This is a genomic window from Egicoccus sp. AB-alg2 (assembly GCF_041821065.1).
GTDB lineage: Bacteria > Actinomycetota > Nitriliruptoria > Nitriliruptorales > Nitriliruptoraceae > Egicoccus.
In genome coordinates, this window is record NZ_JBGUAX010000009.1 from 68,568 (window position 1) to 85,510 (window position 16,943).

Annotated in this window: 17 protein-coding genes; 11 read left to right on the forward strand and 6 right to left on the reverse strand. The window is 73.6% G+C overall.

All coding sequences use genetic code 11. The features are described from left to right. Positions 1-60: 60 nt before the first annotated feature. Positions 61-1,299, reverse strand: coding sequence for a metal ABC transporter solute-binding protein, Zn/Mn family (locus ACERM0_RS18025; RefSeq protein ID WP_373680015.1), 1,239 nt, complete (start codon positions 1,297-1,299; stop codon positions 61-63). Between the two features lie 184 nt (positions 1,300-1,483). Between ACERM0_RS18025 and ACERM0_RS18030 the strand changes: the two genes are divergently transcribed. The 3 genes from ACERM0_RS18030 to ACERM0_RS18040 all read left to right on the forward strand — a co-directional run bounded on the left by ACERM0_RS18030 (position 1,484) and on the right by ACERM0_RS18040 (position 3,076). Further along, positions 1,484-2,296, forward strand: a complete 813-nt coding sequence (locus ACERM0_RS18030; RefSeq protein ID WP_373680016.1) for a metal ABC transporter ATP-binding protein — start codon at positions 1,484-1,486, stop codon at positions 2,294-2,296. A gap of 46 nt (positions 2,297-2,342) precedes the next feature. Then, positions 2,343-2,663, forward strand: a complete 321-nt coding sequence (locus ACERM0_RS18035) for an ArsR/SmtB family transcription factor (protein ID WP_373680017.1) — start codon at positions 2,343-2,345, stop codon at positions 2,661-2,663. Between the two features lie 113 nt (positions 2,664-2,776). Further along, positions 2,777-3,076, forward strand: a complete 300-nt coding sequence (locus ACERM0_RS18040; RefSeq protein ID WP_373680018.1) for a hypothetical protein — start codon at positions 2,777-2,779, stop codon at positions 3,074-3,076. Positions 3,077-3,125: 49 nt separating this feature from the next. Here ACERM0_RS18040 and ACERM0_RS18045 read toward each other — a convergent pair whose 3' ends face one another. Beyond that, on the reverse strand, positions 3,126-3,491 hold the full coding sequence (locus ACERM0_RS18045; protein ID WP_373680019.1) for a histidine triad nucleotide-binding protein: 366 nt from the start codon (positions 3,489-3,491) through the stop codon (positions 3,126-3,128). A 158-nt stretch (positions 3,492-3,649) separates the two neighbouring features. On the opposite strand from ACERM0_RS18045, the gene ACERM0_RS18050 reads away from it, so the two are divergent. From ACERM0_RS18050 to rpsN, 5 genes are read left to right on the forward strand one after another with little or no spacing between them, the layout of a single operon-like run. Continuing rightward, entirely contained in the window at positions 3,650-4,771 is a 1,122-nt protein-coding gene (locus ACERM0_RS18050; RefSeq protein ID WP_373680020.1) for an NAD(P)/FAD-dependent oxidoreductase, read from the forward strand. Continuing rightward, positions 4,747-6,417, forward strand: coding sequence for a nucleoside recognition domain-containing protein (locus tag ACERM0_RS18055; protein ID WP_373680021.1), 1,671 nt, complete (start codon positions 4,747-4,749; stop codon positions 6,415-6,417). Before ACERM0_RS18050 ends, ACERM0_RS18055 begins: the two co-directional genes overlap by 25 nt. Further along, positions 6,414-7,664, forward strand: coding sequence for an FAD-dependent oxidoreductase (locus ACERM0_RS18060; protein ID WP_373680022.1), 1,251 nt, complete (start codon positions 6,414-6,416; stop codon positions 7,662-7,664). Before ACERM0_RS18055 ends, ACERM0_RS18060 begins: the two co-directional genes overlap by 4 nt. Further along, positions 7,661-7,936, forward strand: coding sequence for a hypothetical protein (locus tag ACERM0_RS18065; RefSeq protein ID WP_373680023.1), 276 nt, complete (start codon positions 7,661-7,663; stop codon positions 7,934-7,936). Before ACERM0_RS18060 ends, ACERM0_RS18065 begins: the two co-directional genes overlap by 4 nt. Positions 7,937-7,948: 12 nt before the next feature. Then, positions 7,949-8,254 (forward strand): 30S ribosomal protein S14, encoded by a 306-nt coding sequence (rpsN, locus tag ACERM0_RS18070; RefSeq protein WP_373680024.1) that lies wholly within the window; start codon positions 7,949-7,951, stop codon positions 8,252-8,254. Between the two features lie 23 nt (positions 8,255-8,277). Here rpsN and ACERM0_RS18075 read toward each other — a convergent pair whose 3' ends face one another. Next, entirely contained in the window at positions 8,278-9,069 is a 792-nt protein-coding gene (locus ACERM0_RS18075) for an exodeoxyribonuclease III (RefSeq protein ID WP_373680025.1), read from the reverse strand. A 202-nt stretch (positions 9,070-9,271) separates the two neighbouring features. Here ACERM0_RS18075 and ACERM0_RS18080 point away from each other — a divergent pair, with 202 nt between their 5' ends. Then, positions 9,272-10,570 (forward strand): MFS transporter, encoded by a 1,299-nt coding sequence (locus ACERM0_RS18080; RefSeq protein ID WP_373680026.1) that lies wholly within the window; start codon positions 9,272-9,274, stop codon positions 10,568-10,570. Between the two features lie 29 nt (positions 10,571-10,599). On the opposite strand, the gene mfd is transcribed toward ACERM0_RS18080, so the two are convergent. After that, the gene (gene mfd, locus ACERM0_RS18085; RefSeq protein ID WP_373680027.1) at positions 10,600-14,118 is read right to left on the reverse strand and encodes a transcription-repair coupling factor; all 3,519 of its coding nucleotides are present in this window, start codon (positions 14,116-14,118) and stop codon (positions 10,600-10,602) included. A gap of 379 nt (positions 14,119-14,497) precedes the next feature. On the opposite strand from mfd, the gene ACERM0_RS18090 reads away from it, so the two are divergent. Both ACERM0_RS18090 and ACERM0_RS18095 read left to right on the forward strand, forming a co-directional pair. After that, entirely contained in the window at positions 14,498-15,340 is an 843-nt protein-coding gene (locus ACERM0_RS18090) for a hypothetical protein (protein ID WP_373680028.1), read from the forward strand. Next, positions 15,321-15,659 carry a hypothetical protein gene (locus ACERM0_RS18095; RefSeq protein WP_373680029.1) on the forward strand — a complete coding sequence of 113 codons (339 nt, stop codon included), beginning with the start codon at positions 15,321-15,323 and terminating at the stop codon, positions 15,657-15,659. The genes ACERM0_RS18090 and ACERM0_RS18095 overlap by 20 nt, the downstream gene beginning before the upstream one ends. Here ACERM0_RS18095 and ACERM0_RS18100 read toward each other — a convergent pair. Together ACERM0_RS18100 and pth are read right to left on the reverse strand one after the other, a co-directional pair. Further along, positions 15,656-16,312, reverse strand: coding sequence for a DUF4191 domain-containing protein (locus ACERM0_RS18100; RefSeq protein ID WP_373680030.1), 657 nt, complete (start codon positions 16,310-16,312; stop codon positions 15,656-15,658). The genes ACERM0_RS18095 and ACERM0_RS18100 overlap by 4 nt on opposite strands. Then, entirely contained in the window at positions 16,309-16,917 is a 609-nt protein-coding gene (pth, locus tag ACERM0_RS18105; RefSeq protein WP_373680031.1) for an aminoacyl-tRNA hydrolase, read from the reverse strand. Before pth ends, ACERM0_RS18100 begins: the two co-directional genes overlap by 4 nt. Positions 16,918-16,943 lie beyond the last annotated feature (26 nt).

Below are 16,943 nucleotides of genomic sequence, written 5' to 3' on the forward strand. Positions count from 1 at the left end.
GGCAAGTGGACCACATCGGACCCGGGACGGCGGGCGGCCCGGGTCCGAGGTGGTGCGGGGTCAGGTGAGGGCGTCGGTGATGCGTCGCGCCGTCTCGCGGAGCAGGTCGAGGTAGGTCTCCGCCCCGCTGCCGGGCTCGCCGAGCGCGTCGGTGTACAGCGGCACCACCTCGAGCTCCAGGTCGCCACGTCCGACCACCTCGCTGGCCAGTTGTTCGGCGAGCACCGTCGAGTCGGTGTTCTCCGCGAACACGGCCGGCACCTGCGCCTCCTCGACGGTCCGGATCAGCTCGGAGAACTGGCGCGCGTCGGCCTCGGCCTGGGTGGACGAGCCGGGGATCACGGTCCCCAGCACCTCGAAGTCGTAGCGGTGCGCGAGGTAGCCGAGCGCGTCGTGGTTGGTCACCAGCTGGCGGTCCTCGGGCGCGATCGTGGCGAACATCTCCTCCAGCTCGGCGTGGACGGCCAGCACCTGCTCGGCGTAGTCCTCGCCACGGCGCTCCCACTCCTCGGCGTCGAGGTGGTCGTCGACCTCGGCCAGTTCGGCGGCGATCAGCCGGACACCGTCGGCCATGCGGACCGGGTCGAACCAGATGTGCGGGTCCTCGGGTCCGTGGTCGTGCCCGTCGTCGTCGCCGTGCGCGTGGCCGTCGTCCGCCGTGTCGTCGTCGTGGGCGTGGCCGTCGTCCTCGTCGCCGTGCGCGTGCCCGTCGTCGTCGTCGTGGGCGTGGCCGTCGTCCTCGTCGCCGTGCGCGTGCCCGTCGTCCTCGTCGCCGTGCGCGTGGCCGTGGTCGTCGGGGCCGTCCCAGTCGAAGGCGATCGGGTCGAGCTGGTCCGCGAGTTCGAACACGCGCACGCCGTCGGCCGCGGCGGCGTCCAGCGCGGAGACGAGGTTCTCCTCGAGCATCAGCCCGTTGGCGACCACCAGGTCCGCCTCCCGCAGCATGGCGGCGTCGGCGGCCGACGGCTGGAAGCCGTGCGGGTCGGCGCCCGGAGGCATGACGACCTCCACCGTCCCGTCCTCGCCGACGACGTTCTGCACGATGTCGCCCAGGATGCTCGTCGTCGCCACGACCAGCAGGTCGCTCTGCACCCCGGGATCGGCGGCTTCCGCATCTTCGGCGGTCTCGGAGGTGTCGGAGACGTCGTCGGCGCCGTCGGCTTCCGGAGTCGCGTCGTCGGCGAGCTGGCCCGTGTCGCCACAGGCGGCGGCCAGCAGAGCCAGGGCGGCGAGCAGCGGGACCAGCCGGTGTCGGCGTCGGCCGGCGCCTCGGTGCGGTGTGACGGCGGGAAAGGTCATGGGTGACTCGCAGGTCTCGGGGGGGGGCTCGCCATGCGGTAGGCACCGGGCGTCGACGCCTTCGGCCGCCGGAGGGGGACGGCGCGAACGTCGGCCGGGTACCGTGAACGCGATGTCAGTAGTGATGAGAGTAATGGGAACTGTTCCTAATCCGCCAGTCGGGCGACGCGAAGCGACCACCCCGGTGCGCACACCGGGCGCCGATGACGTGCCCGCGGCCATCACGATGACCCGTCTGGGTGTGGACTACGGCGGCATCCACGCGGTCGCCGACGTGGACCTGGAGCTGGCTCGCGGGACCACGGTCGCCATCATCGGCCCGAACGGTTCCGGCAAGTCGACCCTGCTGTCGACGATCTCGGGCCTGGTGCGCCCCACCCGGGGCCGACTCGAGGTGCTGGGCCGCTCGCCGCGCGCCGCGCGCCGGCAGATCGCCCACGTCCTGCAGACCACCGTGGCCAACGAGGCCGTCCCATTGACGGTGCGCGAGACGGTGAGGATGGGTTGCTACGGGCGCGTCGGCCCGTTCCGCCGGCTGGGCGCCGACGACCGCGCCGCGGTCGACGAGGCGATCGATCGCATGCGCATCGGCGACCTGCTCGATCGCCAACTGCTGGAGTTGTCCGGCGGCCAGCGGCAGCGCGCGTACGTGGCGCAGGCACTGGCCCAGCGCGCCGACGTGCTGTTGCTCGACGAGCCGATCACCGGCCTCGACCTGGTCACGCAGGAGACGATCACCGAGGTGATCGACGCCGAACGCGGCCGAGGCGTCACCGTGGTCCTGACCACCCACGACGTGGGCACGGCGCAGCTCGCCGACCGAACCGTGCTGATGGCGACGCGGGTGGTGGCGTCGGGTCGGCCGGCCGACGTCCTGACCCCGGACAACCTCGCACGCGCCTACGGCGGCCACGTGCACGTCCTCGACGACGGCACGGTCGTCCTGGACGAGGCCCACCACCACGACCACCGGCACCACGACCAGCTGGGCAGCTGACGCCGGCGGGAGCCGATTCGGCGACACCGCCACCTACACTGGGCGGATGTCCCACTCCAAGCCCGGCCCCGCCGCCGCCACCGACCGTGCCGCCCTCGAACGGGTGACGGACATCTTCAAGGCGCTGTCGAACCCGGTGCGGGTCGGCATCGTGCGCGAGCTCGCGGCCGGCGACCGTGCCGTGCACGAACTGGTCGCGGCACTCGACGTCGCCCAGCCGCGCGTGTCGGAGCATCTCGCCGTGCTGCGCGGGGCGCGGCTCGTCGAGGCCCGCCGGGCAGGCCGCACGGTGAGCTACCACCTCGTCGACGAGCACGTTGCCCACATCGTCGAGGACGCCGTCGTGCACGCCGACGAGCACCGCTGACCGACGGCGTGCCCGCATCGCTCGCCCGTGTGCACCTCCCCGACATATCGTCACATCGCGATATAACGATGCTAGGGTTGGGTGGCCCACCGCGACCGAAAGGGATGCAACGCATGTCCGCGACCTGCACCGCCCACGAGGAGCACACGCACACACACGCGCCGGACTGCGGTCACGTCGCCGTCGAGCACGGCGACCACGTCGACTACCTCCACGACGGCCACGCCCACCACGGCCACGACGGCCACTGGGACGAGTGCGCCCTCGACGACGTCCACGTGACCGCCGCACCGCACGACCACCAGCACGGCGAGGGGTGCGGGCACGAGACCGTCGAGCACGACGATCACGTCGACTACCTCCACGACGGCCACCGCCACGCCGCGCACGGCGACCACTACGACGAGCACTGAGCTCACCGCTCCCGCGAACGCCCGCCGCCCGACGGCGGGCGTCGTCACGTCAGGCGGGCGGCTCCGGCGAACCGGAGTCGATGTGGCCGAGCTGGCGGCCGCCGAGCACGTGGAAGTGCAGGTGCGCGATGCTCTGGCCGCCGAGCTCACCCACGTTCGTCGTGATGCGGTAGCCGTCGGCGATGCCCTCCTGCTCGGCGACGCGAGCGCACATCGCGAAACAGTCCGCGAGCAGCCCTGCGTCGTCGGGCCCGAGGTCGTGGGCCGAGTCGACGTGGCGCTCGGGGATCACCAGCACGTGGACCGGGGCCCGCGGCGAGATGTCGCGGATCGCGACGATGCCGTCCGCGTCGGCGACCCGCTCCGAGGGGATCTCGCCCGCGACGATCCGGCAGAACAGACAGTCCTCGGCCATACGCGCCTCCTTCCGCTGCCGCCACCGTAGTTGCCCACCGCGGCGTCGTTCGTGGTCGCCGTCGCTACGAGGCAGACGGCGTGCGGGTATGCGCGGGAGAAGTTTGAGAATGATTCCTAGAAGCGTTATCGTCGGAGCTCCGTCGTCGAGGAGGCGTGGTGCCCCCGCAGCAGGTGCAGGACGTCGTCGTGGTCGGGGCCGGCCCGGCCGGGCTGGGTGTGGCCGCGATGCTCGGCCGCGTCGGTGTCGATGCCGTCGTGGTCGACCGCCACGAGATCGGCGCATCGTTCCGTCGCTGGCCGGAGGGCATGCGGCTGATCACCCCCTCGTTCACCGGCAACCAGTTCGGCCTGGTGGACCTCAACGCGATCACGCCAGAGACCTCACCGGCGCTCTCGCTGCTCGAGGAGCATCCCACCGGCGCCCAGTACGCCGCCTACCTGGAGCTCGTGGCCGACCTCGAGGAACTGGCCGTCCGGACGGGCGTCGAGGTCAACGACGTGGCCCCGCGACCCGACGGCAGCCTGACCGTGCACGTCGAGGGCGGCGCCGACCTGGCCGCCCGGCACGTCGTCTGGGCCGCCGGCGAGGCGCAGTACCCCCGCCTCGGCGGGTTCGCGGGGGCTTCCTGGTGCACGCCGGCGATCGAGGTGCGCCGTTGGGACGGTCACCCCGGCGACGACGTCGTCGTCATCGGCGGCTACGAGTCCGGCGTCGACGCGGCCGTGCACCTGGTGGCTCGCGGCCGCCGGGTGACCGTCGTCGACCCCGCCGCGCCGTGGGAGGTGGTCGATGCCGACCCCTCGCGCACGCTGTCGCCCTACACGCACGGCCGGCTGCGTACGGCACACGAGACCGGCCGGCTGCGCCTGGTCGGTGACGCCGGGGTCGTGGGGGTGACACGTGAACCGCACGGCTTCGAGGTCCACCTCGCCGGCGACGAGACGCTGCGCAGCGCCGGGCCACCCCTGCTCGCCGTGGGCTTCGAGGGCTCACTCACCCGGGTCCGCGACCGCTTCGCCTTCGACGCGCGCGGCCGGGTCGAGCTGACCGAGCAGGCCGACGAGTCGACCGTCGTGGACAACCTCTTCCTCGCCGGGCCGGCCCTGGCCCACCGGGAGGCCATCTTCTGCTTCGTCTACAAGTTCCGACAGCGCTTCGGCGTGGTCGCCCGCGAGATCGCCACCCGGCTGGGGCGTGACGCGACCCCGCTGGAGGCTGTCCGCCCCAGTGGCTTCCTGCTCGACGACCTGTCGTGCTGCGACGACTGCGCCTGCTGATGGCTGCCGTCTCCACTCCCACCCGCACCGTCGTGCTCGTCGGCGCCGAGTCGGCCGGCAAGACCTGTCTCGCCGCCGCCCTCGCCGGACGCACCGGCCGGCCCCTCAACGTCGCCGGGGCGACCACCGCCCTGGAGTCCTTCGACGACGGTGACGTCCGCTACGTCGACAGCCCCGGCCTGGTGCGCCACCTCGACACCGCGACGACCGCCACGACCCTGCAGGCGCTGCGCGACCGAGCGGACGACGTGCTGCTGCTCGTCGTGCGCGCCACCGACCTCGACGGCGACCTCGCGGTGCTGCTCCCGTTGGCGGCCGGACGGCACGCGGTCGTGGCCGTGACCCATTGGGACCGCGTCGCAACCACGGCCCACGCCCCGGCGGCGCTGTCGACCCTGCGGGCTCACCTCGGTGTCCCCGTGGTGGCGCTGGACGCCCGACGGCGCGGCCCCGCGCTGGCAGACCTGCGGACCGCCATAGACGCTGCCGCGCCATTGCCGGCCCTCCCGGCCGTGCCGCGGATCGGCTGGCGCGTGCAGCCGGCACCGGGCCTGCTCGAGCGGCCGCTGGTGGGGCCACCGCTGGCGCTCATGGCCCTGCTCGGGCCCGCGGCGGGCGTGGTCGCCGCCGCCGTCGCACTGGCCGGCCGCCTCGACCCCGTCGTCACGCAAGCCCTGACGCCGCTGGCCGCCGCGGCGGACCGGCTCCCCCCCGTCGCGGCCGCCGTGGTCGCCGGGGACTACGGCCTGCTGACGATGGGCCCGCTCCTGCTCGTGTGGGCCGCGCCGGTCGTGCTGGCCCTGGCCGCGCTGCTGGGCGTGCTCAAGGCCAGCGGGCTGCTCGACCGGCTCGCCAGTGCCGTGGACCCGCTGTTGCGACCGGTGGGGCTGGGGGGCCGCGACCTGGTGCGGGTCGTGGCCGGGTTCGGCTGCAACGTCCCGGCAGTCGTCTCGACGCGGTCCTGCGCGACGTGTTCCCGCGACGCCACCGTGGGTGCCATCGCGTTCGGCAGCGCGTGCTCCTACCAGTTGGGCGCGACCGTCGCCGTGCTGTCGGCGGCGGGGCGTCCCGGGCTGGTGCTGCCCTACCTGGGCCTCCTGCTGACCGGGATGCTGGTCCACGCCCGGCTGCTGGCACGCCGATCGCCCGCCCGGCACCTCGACATCGCGCTACTGAGTGGTCGGGCCTTCCTCACCCGTCCGCGGTGGGTCGACGTACGGCGCGAGATGGGCGGCGTGCTTCGCCACGTCGGCCTGCGCGCGCTGCCGGTCTTCGCCCTCATCACGGTGATGGCGGCCGTCCTGGCCGTCACGGGGCTGCTGGACGTACTGGCGCGGTCGCTGTCACCGTTGCTGGCGGCGCTGCGGCTACCGGGTGAGGCGGCACTACCGGTGGTGCTCGCCTCGGTCCGCAAGGACGGGCTGCTGCTGCTCGCGGAGCCGGACGTCGCGGCCGCGATGGACGGCGCACAGCTGCTGGCGGCGCTGGTGCTGGCCGGCGCCCTGCTGCCGTGCCTCGTGACCGCGCTGACCATCGCCCGCGAGCGGGGTCGGCGTGTCGCCGCGCGCCTGGTCACCCGGCAGGCGGCGCTGGCGCTGGTGCTGGCGGCGACGATCAGCTGGATCGGCCCGGTGGTGGTCCGATGAGCCGGATCCTGCTCGTCGGTGCAGGGCCGGCGGCCCTGGCGGCCGCGGTCGCGTTGCGCTGCCACGACCTCGACGGTGACCTCGAGGTGGTCGACCCGAGCGGGGCGTGGCTGACCGCGTGGCGGCGACGGTTCGCGCAGCAGGACATCCCCCACCTGCGCTCGCCGGCCGTCCACCATCCCCATCCGGACCCGTTCGCGTTGCTCGGCCACGAGGGCGGCGACGGGCTGGTCCCGAGCGGCGGCACCAAGTTGCCAACCACCGACCGCTTCGAGCGGTTCGTCGACCACCTCGTCGAGGAGGCCGGGCTGCGCGACCGCGTGGTCCCGACCGCGGCCCGCGCGCTCACCCTCGACGCCACCGGACGCGCGACGGTCCACCTGGCCGACGGCACCAGCCGCCGTCCCGACCACGTCGTGCTGTGCACCAACGCCCGCCGGCCGGTCGTGCCCGGAGCGCTGCGTGCGCTGGACGGCAGCGACCTCGTGGAGCACGGCGAGTGGGCGGACGTGCGCTCCGTGACGCCCGGCGAACGGCTGGTCGTGATCGGGGGCGGGCTGTCGGCCGCCCACCTCGCGCTCGGTGCGGCCCGCCGCGGCGCGACCGTCGTCCTGTTGGCCCGTCGACGCCTGCGGGTACGACGCTTCGACACCCACCCGAGCTGGCTGGGGCCGAAGAAACGGCGCCCGTTCGAGGCCGAGCCCGATCCTCGCCGGCGGCGGACCATCATCGACCACGCCCGCGGCGGCGGCAGCGTGCCGCCGCGCATCCGCCGCGACCTGCAGGCCTGCGTCGAGGCCGGCTCGATCGACCTGCGCGAGCGCGCCGGCGTGCTTCGCGCCGAGACGACCGGCGACCGGCTCGTGCTGCACCTCGAGGACGGCGACCGGCTTCGGGCCGACCGCATCTGGTCGGCGACGGGCGGCAGCGTCGACGTCGCCGCGGACGCCCTGTGCCGGGAGCTGCTGACGCGCTGTCCCGTGCCGCTGGCCGGTGGCCTGCCCGACCTGCCGCCCGACCTGCGCTGGCCCGGCACGAACGTACATCTCACCGGGTTCGCCACCGGGCTGCGACTGGGACCCACCGCCGGCAACCTGGTCGGCCACCGCCGCGCGGCACTGCGCCTGGTCGCCTCGCTGCGCGGGACCGATCCCGACCTCGACGACCGCATCCGGGCCGGTGCCGGCGCGTGCCCCGGACGTCGGCCCGTCGCGCGGCCGGCATCGGCGCCGGGCACGCGTCGATGAGCGACCCGGGAATGCGCGCCCTGCTCGACGCCCTGGCCTTCGCCACCGCCAGCCTGCACGGGGACACCGGGACGGCGATGGGCGTCGCGCAGGACGGCCTGCGCCGGAACCCGGGCGGTTTCCTCGACGCCGTCGCCACGACCGTGCAGATGCTGGCCGAGGAACTCGACGAGGCCGGCGGGGACGCGGCGGCGCTGCTGCGCGACCTCGGGCTGGGGGTGCAGACGGCAGCGCTGGACGAGACCACGACGAGCGACGACCGACACGACTGACAGGAACCAACAGTGGCGAAGAAGAGCAAGATCGCCAAGAACGAGCAGCGCAAGCGGACCGTCGCCCGGTACGCCGACCGGCGCGCCGCACTCAAGGCGGTGCTCCGCGATCCCGATGCCGGACACGAAGCCAGGCAGGCGGCCGCGCAGGCGCTGCAGAGGCTGCCGCGCGACGCCAGTCCCACCCGTGTCCGCAGCCGTTCGGCGATCGGCGGCCGGCCCCGCGGGGTGCTGACCCGGTTCGAGCTCGACCGCATCACGTTCCGCCAGAAGGCCCTCGATGGCGAGCTCCCCGGCATCCGCAAGGCCAGCTGGTGACCGCGGACCCGGAAGCTCGCGACCTAGCGGTCGGGGGCGCGGTCCAGATCGACCAGCAGCGGCGCGTGGTCCGACGGCTTGTCGCCGGCGCGGTTGTTCTTGCGGAAGTTGCGGTCGACGACCACGTTGCGGATCCCGAGGTGGTGGCTGACGAGCGCGTAGTCCAGCCGCATGCCCATCCCCCGGTGGAAGGCGCCCATCCGGTAGTCCCACCAGGTGAAGCCGGTCCCGTCGGGTTCGACCTCCCGGTAGGCGTCGACCAGTCCGACCGCCAGGATCGCCTCGAAGTGGGCGCGCTCCTCCGGCGTGACGTGCGTGGAGCCGCGGAAGACGGCCGGGTCCCACACGTCACGGTCGTCGCGGGCGACGTTGAGGTCACCGGCGATCACGGTCGGCCCGGCGGCCACGAGCTGGCGCGTCCGGTCCCGGGCAGCGTCCAGGAACGCGAGCTTGGCCGCGAACATGGGATGGTCCGGCGTCCGGCCGTTCACGACGTAGGTGCTGACGACCTGCACGCCGCCGACACGGGCCTCGACCCAGCGGGCCTCCTGGACGTCCGGTTCGCCGTCGAGTCCGCGGACGACCCGGTCCACCTCGAGGTCCTCACGCACCAGCAGTGCCACGCCGTTCCACCGTCCGGCGGAGTGCTCCACCGCGTGGTAGCCGGCCATCCCGAACTCCAGGTGCGGGAAGGCCTCGGCGGCGGTCTTGGTCTCCTGCAGGCACACGACGTCCGGATCGTGCTGGTCCAGCAGTTCGAACACCCGCGGCATGCGGGCGTTGAGCGAGTTGACGTTCCAGGTCACCAGCCGCACGTGTGGCCTCTTGCCGTCGATCGTCGACGTGCCGGGGGTCGTGGCGCTTCGTGACGCCGCCTGCGGGGGTGCATCACCCCGGCGGGCCGCACGGTAGCCCCCACCCACCCGGCCGACCGTCCGAGGCGGCCGACGGTCGTTCGTGGGCCGGCCGCGACGCGCGGTGCGGATAGGTTCGCGGCCCTTCGACCCCAGGACCACCGTGGCCCGCGACGCCTCGCCCGACACGGGTGCCGGGACCGCGCGCACCCGGCCCGTGTGGCTGACCGCGCCGGTCCTGACCGTCTCCGCGTTGTCGATCGGGGCGGGCCTGGCCCAGTTCAGCGTCACGGCGGTCATCGGCGACGTCGCTGCCCACTTCGGCGAGGTCGGCGCCGGCGACGAGGTGGCCGCGCAGATCGGCCTGCCGGCAACCACCCTCGGTGTCGCGCTGGCGTTGGTGCGGGTGTCGTCGCTGGCGAGCCTGCCGATCGCGGCGCTCGCGGACCGCTTCGGGCGCCGCAACCTGCTGTTGACACTGGCGGCCCTGGGGCTGTTCCTCACTTCCACCGCCGCCCTGTCGCCCGGCTTCTGGTGGTACGTGGCCCTGGTCGCCCTGGCGCGCCCGGCGCTGTCGACCGTGAACGCGCTGGCGGGCGTCGTGGCCGCGGAGGAGGCGACCTCCCGCGACCGCTCCGCGGCCATCGCGCTGGTGACGGCGGCCTACGGGCTGGGCGCCGGCGTGGTGTCGGTCGCCCGGGGGGCGCTGCCCGGCGATCCGTCGTTCCGCGTCGTCACCGCGTTCGCGCTCCTCCCGCTGCTGTTGCTGCCGCTGCTGGCCCGTAAGGTGCGCGAGCCGCGGATCGCCGCACGAGCCACCCATGCGCAGGGGCTACCGGGCCACGTGCCGCGGTCGCTGGCGAAACCGGTGACGCTGCTGGCCGTCGTCACCGGCGGGATCGCGATCGCCACCGGCCCCGGCTTCACCTACCTCTTCGTCTACGGCGAGGGCGTGCTCGGCGCCTCGCCGCTGTTCATCTCCGTGCTGGTGCTCGGTGCGGGACCGGCCGGGCTGGTCGGCATCCTGCTCGGACGGGCCGGGGCGGATCGGCTCGGGCGCCGCCTCACCGGCGGGCTGATGATGGCGGCGACCGGGGTGTCGATCGCCGTGGCCTACGCCGGCGAGGTGCCCGCGCTGGCCGTCGGCTACCTGCTGGCGATCGCCTTCAGCAGCGGGTTCGCCCCGGCGGCCGGAGCGCTGGCCGCGGAGATCGCCCCCACCACGTTCCGCGCGACCGTCGCCGGCTGGATGACCATGGCGGGGGTGCTGGGCGCCGTCCTGGGGCTGCTGTCGTTCGGGGTCCTGGCCGACCTGACGGGCGGGTTCGCCAACGCCTCGATCGCGATCGGCATCCTCGTGGCGGTGGTAGCGGCGCTGTTCGCCGGCCTGCCGGAGACGCGCGGTCACGAACTCGACCAGGACCTCGCACCGACCCCCTCGGACGGCGCGCCGGCCGACTGACGCCGCCCCCGCCGCCGGCGGGCCCGCGGTCAGCGACGCGGCTTGGGTGGGGCGATCAGGTCGCGCAGGGTCGCGGCGACCCAGGCGACCAGGTCGTCGGGCCGCGGCGAGGGCACCGGCAGCTGCAGGGTGAGCTGCTCGCGCTGGTACCGGTACCCGCGGTGCAGCCGCTCGAGACGGACCAGCTGCGACTCGGTCAGGTCCATCGGCGCCACCCGCAGCCGCCCGGCCGGCGTCAGCGTCACCTCCTGGATCTTCCAGCGTCGCAGGGCCGCCTTGAGGGCCGCCAGGGTGAGCAGCCGCTCGGCCGGTTCGGGCAGCGGGCCGAACCGGTCGGCGAGCTCGGCCTTGACGTCGCGGACGCCGCCGGCGTCGCGGATGGCGGAGATGCGCTTGTACAGCTCCAGGCGCTGACGTTCGTCCTCGACGTAGTCGTGCGGCAGGTGGGCGTCGAGCGGCAGCTCGACCTTGATCTCGACCTCCTCCTCGATCGGCTCGCCGGAGAGGTCGGCCACCTCCTCCTTGAGCAGCTGCGAGTACATCTCGAAGCCCACCGCGGCGACCTGGCCCGACTGTTCCGCACCGACGACGTTGCCGGCCCCGCGGATCTCCAGGTCGCGCATCGCGATCGCCAGCCCCGAGCCGAGGCGGGTGTGCTCGGCGATCGTCTTCAGCCGCTCGTAGGCGGGCTCGGTGATCGACGCCCCCTCCGGGTAGAGGAAGTAGGCGTAGCCACGCTCGGACGAGCGCCCGACACGCCCGCGCAGCTGGTGCAGCTGCGAGAGGCCCAGCAGGTCGGCGCGCTCGATGATCAGCGTGTTCGCGTTGGGCACGTCCAGGCCGGACTCGATGATCGTCGTGCACACCAGCACGTCGAACTCGCGTTCCCAGAAGCGCACCATGACGCGCTCGAGCTGGCGCTCGTCCATCTGCCCGTGGGCGACCTCGACCCTGGCGTCGGGGACCATCTCCTGGATCCCGGCGGCCACCCGATGGATCGAGTCGACCTGGTTGTGGACGTAGAAGACCTGCCCGTCGCGCAACAGCTCGCGGCGAATCGCGAGGGCGATCTGGGCCTCGTCGTACTCGCTGACGACCGTCATGACCGGCTGGCGGTCCTCGGGCGGCGTCTCGATCACGGACAGGTCGCGCAGGCCGGACACGGCCATCTCCAGCGTGCGCGGGATCGGGGTCGCCGACATCGACAGCACGTCGACCGAGGTCCGCAGCTGCTTCAGCCGCTCCTTCTGCGCGACGCCGAAGCGCTGTTCCTCGTCGGCGACGACCAGCCCGAGCTCCCGCCACCGCACGGTCTTGCCCAACAGGGCGTGGGTGCCCACGACGATGTCGACGGTCCCGGCTGCCAGCCCGTCGAGGATGCGCTTGCGGTCCTTCGGGGTGGTGAAACGGCTGAGCGACTCGACCTCGACGGGGAAGCCGGAGAAGCGTTCGCGGAAGGTCTCGAAGTGCTGCTGGGCCAGGATCGTCGTGGGCACCAACACGGCGACCTGCTTGCCGTCGAACACCGCCTTGCCGGCGGCCCGCACGGCCACCTCGGTCTTGCCGAAACCGACGTCGCCGGCCAGCAACCGGTCCATCGGGACCGGCGTCTCCATGTCGCGTTTGATCTCCTCGATGGTGGTGAGCTGGTCGGGCGTCTCCACGTGCGCGAACGCGTCCTCGAGCTCGGCCTGCATGGCCCCGTCGGTCGAGAACGCCGTCCCCGGCGAGTGCATCCGGGCGGCGTAGAGGCGGATGAGGTCGGCGGCGATGTCGCGGACGGCCTTGCGGACCCGGTTCTTGGCCCGCTCCCACTGCGCCCCGCCCAGCGACATGACGGAGGGGGTCTCGCCGCCCTGGTAGCGGGTGACCGCGTCGACCTGGTCGGAGGGCACGTACAGCGTGTCGCCGTCGGCGTACTCCAGCAGCACGTAGTCGCGCTTGGCGACCTTGCCGCCCGGGGCCGGGAACTCACGTGTCACCATGCCGCGGTAGCGGCCGACGCCGTGGGTGCGGTGCACGACCGGGTCGCCCTCGCGCAGCTGCAGCACGGCGTCCGCGGCGCTGGTGCGGGTGCCCAGACGCCGGTTGGCCCGTCGTCGCCGGGGACCGAAGACGTCCCAGGTGCCGAGCACGGCCAACGCGAGCTCGTCCGACCGGAAGCCCGTCCGCAGGCGGCTGACGGTCACCTCGACGCGGCGGCCCTGCGGCTCGGGGGGGAGCGCGCCCACGATCGCGGAGGGCACGCCCTGCTCGCCCAGCACGTCGGCGATCCGGCGCGCCGGCCCGTCGGCGTCGACGGCGACGACGACGCGCTTGCCCTCGCGTAGCAGCCCGTTGGCCCGCTCCGCGAGCGTGACGACGTCGCCGCGGAAGGAGTCCCACGGCGCGCCGGGCAGCCGCGTCCCCCCGGCGGCACCGAACGGAGTCAGCCGCCAGATCCGCTGCGGGCTGCGCGCCAGCAGCTGGTCGGGGGTGGCGAAGTTGGTGCCCTGCAGCGGGACCTCCGCGCCGGCCACCGTGTCGAGCGCGGCACCGTCCTGCCCGGCGAACGCGGCCGTCTGCCACGCGGTCTCCGCCAGGACCTCGGCCTCCTCGCGCAGCTTCGTGGCACGCTCCTGCAGCAGCAGCGGGTCGAGCAGCGCGAGCCCCGCCGTGTCGGGCAGGAAGTCGCTCAGCAACGCCGGTTCGTCGCGCAGCAGCAGCACCAGCGCCTCGGCGCCCTCGAAGGTCTGCCCGTCGGCGAGCCGGTCGAGCGACTCGGTCAACTCGGGCCAGTCCGCGACACGGGCGCGGGCCGTCTCGCGCAGGGCGTCGTCGAGCACCAGCTCCCGGGCCGGGTCGATGACCACGCGCTCCACCGCGTCGGTGGAACGCTGGTCGCCGACCGAGAACTCACGCAGCGATTCGACGTCGTCGCCCCAGAACTCCACGCGCACGGCGTGGTCGCCACCGGTGGGGAACACGTCCACGATGCCGCCGCGCACGGCGAACTCGCCGCGCGCCTCGACCTGCGTCGTCCGGCTGTAGCCGAGGGCGGCCAGGCCCTCGACCAGCCGGTCGAAGCCGTCCCACCTCGAAGTCAGTTCGATCGGCCGTTGTGCGGTCAGGGCCGGATCCATCGGCTGCACGGCGGCCCGCACCGGCGCGACCACGACCTGCAACGGGCGCTCGTGCGCGTCGGGGTGGCAGAGCCGGTCGAGCACCGCGAGGCGCCTCCCGACGGTGCGCGGCTGCGGCGACAGCCGCTCGTGGGGCAGCGTCTCCCAGGCGGGGAAGACCGCGACGCGGTCCTCGCCGAGATAGGCCGCGATGCCGTCGGCGACCGCTTCGGCGTCGGAGGTGCGCGGCGTGAGGACCAGCAGGGGCGCCGCCCGCTCGGCGAGCAGGCTCAGCACGTACGGGCGCACCGACGGCACGCAGACCAACTCGTCCTCGGCCTCGAGCTCCTCCGGCCACTCGGCACGGCCCGGACGCAGCGCCGCGGCGAGCGGGCCGACGGCGATGCCGGGATCCAGGACGTCGTCGATACTGGCTGGTGCGCTCACGGTCGACCTCGGCTGGAGCGGTGGCGGTGGCGGCGTGCCACCGGGGACGGACGCCGCAAAGGCCGACCCGGACGCCGACGGGGTGCGTCGGCCGGCTCGGCGCATGATGGTGGCGTGTGCGATTGGCGACGCGCCCGCGCGAAGGCGTCCGCGCGGCACGTGCCTCGACAGTGTGCCGCTCGACCACGACCCGAGCGAACCGTTACCGTGTGCGCATGGCCGCTTCGCAGCGTCGACGCTTTCCGTGCCCCCCGGTCGTCCGGGGGGTCGAGCGCCGCTCGCGCTGACGCGCACCTCGCTCCCCCGATCCACCGGGGGGCGTCGCGACACCACCGCGCCCGACGAGGCGCACACGCGACGACACGAGGAGCGCTCTGCCATGACCACGTCGACCACGACGTTGCCGGCGGCGACCGTCCGCCGGCTGCTGACCCTACGTGACCTGACCGACCCGACCGCCGGCGCGCACGCGCTGCAGGAAGCCGTCGACCGCATCGAGGCGGCGCTGGCGAACGCCGCGGCCGTGCCCGTCCACCGCCACCGACCCAACCCGGTGGTGGCGGTCGCCGACAACTACGACCGGCTGGGCTATCCCCCGGACGCCGCGGCTCGCGACGCCCGCTACAGCCGCTATCTCACCGCCGACCTGATGCTGCGGGCCCACACGTCGGCGGCGATGCCGCTGCTGCACGAGCGGCTCGCCGCCGGGGATCTCCATGCCGGCGAGACCGACCTGCTGTTGAGCGTGCCGGGACTCGCCTACCGCCGTGACGTGGTGGATCGCCAGCACGTGGGCGAACCGCATCAACTGGACCTCTGGCGGGTGCGCCGCGACGGACCGCCCCTGACCGTGGAAGACCTCGAGGCACAGATCACCACGGTGATCGACGCGGTACTGCCTGGACGCCGCTGGCGGACCGAGCCGCGGGTCCACCCCTACACGACGGACGGCCGCCAGATCGACGCCGCCGCCGACGACGGCAGCTGGGTCGAGGTGGGCGAGTGCGGCCGCACGCACCCGGAGGTCCTGCGCCGCGCCGGCCTGGACCCGTCGACCGTGTCGGGGCTGGCGATGGGCCTCGGGCTGGATCGGCTGGTGAATGCTGGCCAAGGGCCTCGACGACATCCGACTGCTGCGTGCCACCGACCCGCGGATCGCGAGGCAGATGCTGGACCTGTCGCCCTACGTCCCGGTGTCGTCGATGCCGCCCGTGCGCCGTGACCTGTCGCTGGCGATGGACGCCGAACCGGACCCCGAACTCCTCGGTGACCACGTCCGCGACCTGCTGGGGGCCGACGCCGCCGCAGTCGAGCAGGTGCAGGTCCTGGCCAGCACGCCGGTCGCGCGACTGCCGCAGGTGGCACGCGAACGACTCGGTGCGCGGGACGGGCAGGTCAACGTCCTGGTCCGTGTGGTCCTGCGCGACCTGGACCGCACACTCACGGCAGACGAGGCCAACATGCTGCGCGACCGGATCCACGCCGCGCTGCACCGCGGCACGGTGTGGCAGTGGGCGACCGGGTCGCCGCCCGAGCCCTAGCGCGGCTTCGGGCGTGGGCGGCGCGCCATGTTCGGATCGATGCCCTGCGGGATCGGCGGTGCCTTGTCGAGCGGCTTGAGCCGGCGTTCGAGCTTGGGCACCTCGGTCTTCTTCAACTCGCGCGGCAACTTGTTCATGGTGAACTGCAGCTTGTTGAGCGCGACCGTGTCGTCCCGCCCGTCGCCGACCACCAGCGTGTGCAGCGGCGCGTCACCGGCGACGCGCTGCAGGCGCTTGCGTTCCTTGGCGAGCAGGCCCTTGACGCGCTGACGCGACGAGCCCTCGGCGACCAGCACGATGCCGCAGCGACCGACGACGCGGTGCACCAGGTCCTGCTTGGCGTTCACGGCCACGGCGGGGGTCACGAACCACTGGCCACGCATCTGCTGCAGGACCGCCGCCGCGGCCCCGGGGTGACCCTCCAGGGCGGCGAACTGCGCCTTCTGCAGCCGCCGGTTGAAGACGACCATCGCCCCCATCATCGTGAACAGGATGGCGAGCGGGATCGCGAGCCACGGCGTGATCAGCAAGCCGAGCAACGCGCCCACGAGCAGGCCGAGCAGCGCACCGCCGGCGATCCAGGCCGGGGCCTTGGGGTCGACCTGCTTGAGCTGCCCCCAGGCCAGCCGGATCTGCTGGAGCCTCTCCTTCACGACCGTCTCCTCGCGTCGTCTCCGCGTGCGCCGTGGTAGCGGTTCTGTGTGGGCTCGAGGCCCTCCGTGGCGAGCATCACGACCGCGTCGGCCGCCTCTTCGAGGGTGACGTCGACGATCTCGCGCTCGGCCGGCGAGAACCTTCGCAGCACGAAGTCCTTGCCGGGCATGCGCCCCGGCGGCCGGCCGATCCCGATGCGCACGCGCAGGTAGTCCCGGCTGCCGAGGGCCCGATCGAGGTCCTTCAGCCCATTGTGGCCTGCGGGGCTGCCGCCCCGCTTGACCTTGAGTGCGCCCGGTTCCACGTCGAGGTCGTCGTGCAGGGCGATGATGCGGTCGACCGGGACCTTGAACCAGGCCGCGGCCTGCTGGACGGGCCCGCCCGAGGTGTTCATGTAGCTCTGCGGGATGGCCAGCGCGAAGCGACGTCCGGCGACCTTGACCTCGGCGGTCTCGCAGCGGGCCCGTTTGTTGCGGGTCAACTGCGCGTGCTCGCGACGGGCGAAGGCGCGGACCGCGTCCGCGCCCACGTTGTGCCGGGTACCGCCGTATTCGAGTTCGGGGTTGCCGAGGCCGACGACGAGCCAGCGGTCGTCGTCGGCCACGGGTGAACTCCTGAAGAAGCGCAGGG

What these genes read in the sequence shown, in the direction of transcription:
- ACERM0_RS18025 (WP_373680015.1), bottom strand. Translation starts at nt 1,299, where the DNA reads ATGACCTTTCCCGCCGTCACACCGCACCGAGGCGCCGGCCGACGCCGA.
- ACERM0_RS18035 (WP_373680017.1), top strand. Translation starts at nt 2,343, where the DNA reads ATGTCCCACTCCAAGCCCGGCCCCGCCGCCGCCACCGACCGTGCCGCC.
- ACERM0_RS18040 (WP_373680018.1), top strand. Translation starts at nt 2,777, where the DNA reads ATGTCCGCGACCTGCACCGCCCACGAGGAGCACACGCACACACACGCG.
- ACERM0_RS18045 (WP_373680019.1), bottom strand. Translation starts at nt 3,491, where the DNA reads ATGGCCGAGGACTGTCTGTTCTGCCGGATCGTCGCGGGCGAGATCCCC.
- ACERM0_RS18060 (WP_373680022.1), top strand. Translation starts at nt 6,414, where the DNA reads ATGAGCCGGATCCTGCTCGTCGGTGCAGGGCCGGCGGCCCTGGCGGCC.
- ACERM0_RS18065 (WP_373680023.1), top strand. Translation starts at nt 7,661, where the DNA reads ATGAGCGACCCGGGAATGCGCGCCCTGCTCGACGCCCTGGCCTTCGCC.
- ACERM0_RS18090 (WP_373680028.1), top strand. Translation starts at nt 14,498, where the DNA reads ATGACCACGTCGACCACGACGTTGCCGGCGGCGACCGTCCGCCGGCTG.
- ACERM0_RS18095 (WP_373680029.1), top strand. Translation starts at nt 15,321, where the DNA reads ATGCCGCCCGTGCGCCGTGACCTGTCGCTGGCGATGGACGCCGAACCG.